The following is a 5,201-nucleotide window of genomic DNA, read 5'->3' as shown; positions in this document are numbered from 1 at the left end:
GTTATAGGATCAAGCCTTACGGGCAATTAGTATCGGTTAGCTGAACGCATTACTGCGCTTACACACCCGACCTATCAACGTCCTGGTCTCGAACGACCCTTCAAGGGGATCTAGTCCCCAGGGATATCTCATCTTAAGGCGAGTTTCCCGCTTAGATGCTTTCAGCGGTTATCTCTTCCGAACATAGCTACCCGGCGATGCCACTGGCGTGACAACCGGTACACCAGAGGTTCGTCCACTCCGGTCCTCTCGTACTAGGAGCAGCCCCCTTCAAATATCCAACGCCCACGGCAGATAGGGACCAAACTGTCTCACGACGTTTTAAACCCAGCTCACGTACCTCTTTAAATGGCGAACAGCCATACCCTTGGGACCGGCTACAGCCCCAGGATGAGATGAGCCGACATCGAGGTGCCAAACACCGCCGTCGATATGAACTCTTGGGCGGTATCAGCCTGTTATCCCCAGAGTACCTTTTATCCGTTGAGCGATGGCCCTTCCATACAGAACCACCGGATCACTATGACCTGCTTTCGCACCTGCTCGACTTGTCGGTCTCGCAGTTAAGCACGCTTATGCCATTGCACTATCAGCACGATTTCCGACCGTACCTAGCGTACCTTCGTACTCCTCCGTTACGCTTTGGGAGGAGACCGCCCCAGTCAAACTGCCTACCATGCACTGTCCCCGACCCGGATCACGGGCCAAGGTTAGAACCTCAAACAAACCAGGGTGGTATTTCAAGGACGGCTCCACCGAAACTAGCGTTCCGGTTTCATAGCCTCCCACCTATCCTACACAGATCGGTTCAAAGTCCAATGCAAAGCTACAGTAAAGGTTCATGGGGTCTTTCCGTCTAGCCGCGGGTAGATTGCATCATCACAAACACTTCAACTTCGCTGAGTCTCGGGAGGAGACAGTGTGGCCATCGTTACGCCATTCGTGCAGGTCGGAACTTACCCGACAAGGAATTTCGCTACCTTAGGACCGTTATAGTTACGGCCGCCGTTTACCGGGACTTCAATCAAGAGCTTGCACCCCATCATTTAATCTTCCGGCACCGGGCAGGCGTCACACCCTATACGTCCACTTTCGTGTTTGCAGAGTGCTGTGTTTTTATTAAACAGTCGCAGCCACCAGTTTATTGCAACCCCTTCACCCTTCCCCCGCAGGGGGGTCAAGCTACAAGGGCGTACCTTATCCCGAAGTTACGGTACCAATTTGCCGAGTTCCTTCTCCCGAGTTCTCTCAAGCGCCTTAGAATACTCATCTCGCCCACCTGTGTCGGTTTGCGGTACGGTCATCGTTAGACTGAAGCTTAGAGGCTTTTCTTGGAACCACTTCCAATTGCTTCGCGACCTGAGTCGCTCGCGCCACACCCTTGAATTCCGCGCCCGGATTTGCCTAAGCGCCTTCTCCAATGCAGCGACCGGGACTTCCAACACCCGGACAACCTTCCGCGATCCGTCCCCCCATCGCATCTAACAATGGTGCAGGAATATTGACCTGCTTCCCATCAGCTACGCATTTCTGCCTCGCCTTAGGGGCCGACTCACCCTACGCCGATGAACGTTGCGTAGGAAACCTTGGGCTTACGGCGAGGGGGCCTTTCACCCCCTTTATCGCTACTCATGTCAGCATTCGCACTTCCGATACCTCCAGCACACTTTCCAGTGCACCTTCGCAGGCTTACGGAACGCTCTCCTACCATGCACATAAATGTGCATCCGCAGCTTCGGTATATAGCTTAGCCCCGTTACATCTTCCGCGCAGGACGACTCGATCAGTGAGCTATTACGCTTTCTTTAAAGGGTGGCTGCTTCTAAGCCAACCTCCTGACTGTTTTAGCCTTCCCACTTCGTTTCCCACTTAGCTATATTTGGGGACCTTAGCTGGCGGTCTGGGTTGTTTCCCTCTTGACACCGGACGTTAGCACCCGATGTCTGTCTCCCGTGATTGCACTCTTCGGTATTCGGAGTTTGCTATGGCGGGGTAATCCGCAATGGACCCCCCAACCATGACAGTGCTCTACCCCCGAAGGTGAGACACGAGGCACTACCTAAATAGTTTTCGGAGAGAACCAGCTATTTCCAGGTTTGTTTAGCCTTTCACCCCTATCCACAGCTCATCCCCTAACTTTTCAACGTTAGTGGGTTCGGACCTCCAGTACGTGTTACCGCACCTTCATCCTGGCCATGGATAGATCACCTGGTTTCGGGTCTACGCCCAGCAACTGAACGCCCTATTCGGACTCGCTTTCGCTACGCCTGCCCTATTCGGTTAAGCTTGCTACTGAACGTAAGTCGCTGACCCATTATACAAAAGGTACGCCGTCACCCCTTACGAGGCTCCGACTGTTTGTATGCATGCGGTTTCAGGATCTATTTCACTCCCCTCCCGGGGTTCTTTTCGCCTTTCCCTCACGGTACTGGTTCACTATCGGTCGATCACGAGTATTTAGCCTTGGAGGATGGTCCCCCCATCTTCAGACAGGATTTCACGTGTCCCGCCCTACTTGTCGTACACCTAGTTCTTCCACACTGTTTTCGTCTACAGGGCTATCACCTGCTATGGCCGCACTTTCCAGAGCGTTCAACTAACAATACAGATAAAGAGTACAGGCTCTTCCCATTTCGCTCGCCACTACTTTGGGAATCTCGGTTGATTTCTTTTCCTGCGGTTACTTAGATGTTTCAGTTCACCGCGTTCGCTTCACATAGCCTATGTATTCAGCTATGGATACTCCAGAAGGAGTGGGTTTCCCCATTCGGACATCCCCGGATCAAAGCTTGTTTGCCAGCTCCCCGGGGCTTTTCGCAGGCTACCGCGTCCTTCATCGCCTGTGATCGCCAAGGCATCCACCACATGCACTTGTTCGCTTGACCCTATAACGAGTCTGTCTCACAACAGGTCGCTACAGGTTTGAGTTCTCGCGTTGTGCCGTATTCCAATTGAGCCGAACATAGAGTTCGAATCATCTTGAGATACATCGATACAATCACAACCCGGATAGTTTCCACGTCCATCTCAAAGACGCTTCCGCTATCCAAATTACTTACTTCTTCCTGATTGTTAAAGAACGACAGCCGATATTTTCATATCGCTCTGACTGGCTCAATCGCCAATGACAAAGACTCGACCACGTCGAACGCTTGTCATTGAAGATTGGTGGAGGCAGACGGGATCGAACCGACGACCCCCTGCTTGCAAAGCAGGTGCTCTCCCAGCTGAGCTATGCCCCCATACAGAGACTTCCCAGGTGTGCTGTGCCAGACAATTGGTGGGTCTGGTTGGATTCGAACCAACGACCCCCGCCTTATCAAGACGGTGCTCTAACCGACTGAGCTACAGACCCCTGAGTCTGTCTAAATTTACAGCCGATAAGCGTGAACGCTCAACTTTCGCGATAGCTCTGGAAAGGAGGTGATCCAGCCGCACCTTCCGATACGGCTACCTTGTTACGACTTCACCCCAGTCATGAATCCTACCGTGGTGACCGTCCTCCTTGCGGTTAGACTAGCCACTTCTGGTAAAACCCACTCCCATGGTGTGACGGGCGGTGTGTACAAGACCCGGGAACGTATTCACCGCGGCATGCTGATCCGCGATTACTAGCGATTCCAGCTTCATGCACTCGAGTTGCAGAGTGCAATCCGGACTACGATCGGTTTTCTGGGATTAGCTCCCCCTCGCGGGTTGGCAACCCTCTGTTCCGACCATTGTATGACGTGTGAAGCCCTACCCATAAGGGCCATGAGGACTTGACGTCATCCCCACCTTCCTCCGGTTTGTCACCGGCAGTCTCCCTAGAGTGCTCTTGCGTAGCAACTAAGGACAAGGGTTGCGCTCGTTGCGGGACTTAACCCAACATCTCACGACACGAGCTGACGACAGCCATGCAGCACCTGTGCGCCGGTTCTCTTTCGAGCACTCCCGCCTCTCAGCAGGATTCCGACCATGTCAAGGGTAGGTAAGGTTTTTCGCGTTGCATCGAATTAATCCACATCATCCACCGCTTGTGCGGGTCCCCGTCAATTCCTTTGAGTTTTAATCTTGCGACCGTACTCCCCAGGCGGTCAACTTCACGCGTTAGCTACGTTACTAAGGAAATGAATCCCCAACAACTAGTTGACATCGTTTAGGGCGTGGACTACCAGGGTATCTAATCCTGTTTGCTCCCCACGCTTTCGTGCATGAGCGTCAGTATTGGCCCAGGGGGCTGCCTTCGCCATCGGTATTCCTCCACATCTCTACGCATTTCACTGCTACACGTGGAATTCTACCCCCCTCTGCCATACTCTAGCTTGCCAGTCACCAATGCAGTTCCCAGGTTGAGCCCGGGGATTTCACATCGGTCTTAACAAACCGCCTGCGCACGCTTTACGCCCAGTAATTCCGATTAACGCTCGCACCCTACGTATTACCGCGGCTGCTGGCACGTAGTTAGCCGGTGCTTATTCTTCCGGTACCGTCATCCCCCCGCCGTATTAGGGCAAAGGATTTCTTTCCGGACAAAAGTGCTTTACAACCCGAAGGCCTTCTTCACACACGCGGCATTGCTGGATCAGGCTTTCGCCCATTGTCCAAAATTCCCCACTGCTGCCTCCCGTAGGAGTCTGGGCCGTGTCTCAGTCCCAGTGTGGCTGGTCGTCCTCTCAGACCAGCTACTGATCGTCGCCTTGGTAGGCCTTTACCCCACCAACTAGCTAATCAGCCATCGGCCAACCCTATAGCGCGAGGCCCGAAGGTCCCCCGCTTTCATCCACAGATCGTATGCGGTATTAATCCGGCTTTCGCCGGGCTATCCCCCACTACAGGACATGTTCCGATGTATTACTCACCCGTTCGCCACTCGCCACCAGGTGCAAGCACCCGTGCTGCCGTTCGACTTGCATGTGTAAGGCATGCCGCCAGCGTTCAATCTGAGCCAGGATCAAACTCTTCAGTTCAAACCTGTTACTGTTTTTCGGTTCTCTCGAACCGGTCGCTCACTCAAAGCTGACAGGTCATATGAATTGCTTCATAAACCTGACTTACTTTAGTGTGAGACTCTTGATACTTTTGCTGTCCCGATCCGAGGATCGGTTCGCTGCCATCAAGCGTCCACACTTATCGGCTGTTAGTTTTTAAAGAGCACATCTGCGAGAAGCGTTCTTCTCAGCAGCGCTGCGTTTTCAGCAGCAGAGAAACGAGATTATGAA

General features: G+C 53.0%; 2 tRNA genes and 2 rRNA genes. All 4 read right to left on the bottom strand.

Going from position 1 to position 5,201, the window contains the following annotated elements:
• Positions 1-5: 5 nt before the first annotated feature.
• A 23S ribosomal RNA gene (locus LIG30_RS21955) occupies positions 6-2,885 on the bottom strand.
• Positions 2,886-3,166: 281 nt separating this feature from the next.
• Positions 3,167-3,242, bottom strand: a tRNA-Ala gene (locus tag LIG30_RS21950).
• A gap of 36 nt (positions 3,243-3,278) precedes the next feature.
• A tRNA-Ile gene (locus LIG30_RS21945) sits at positions 3,279-3,355 on the bottom strand.
• A gap of 61 nt (positions 3,356-3,416) precedes the next feature.
• Positions 3,417-4,949: ribosomal RNA gene (locus LIG30_RS21940) — 16S ribosomal RNA — on the bottom strand.
• Together the 16S and 23S rRNA genes with 2 tRNA genes alongside form the textbook arrangement of a ribosomal RNA operon.
• Positions 4,950-5,201: the final 252 nt, after the last annotated feature.

This window comes from Burkholderia sp. lig30, from assembly GCF_000687455.2.
Lineage (GTDB): Bacteria > Pseudomonadota > Gammaproteobacteria > Burkholderiales > Burkholderiaceae > Burkholderia.
Note: the sequence above shows the minus strand (reverse complement) of the source record. Positions and strands in the feature narration are given on the sequence as shown.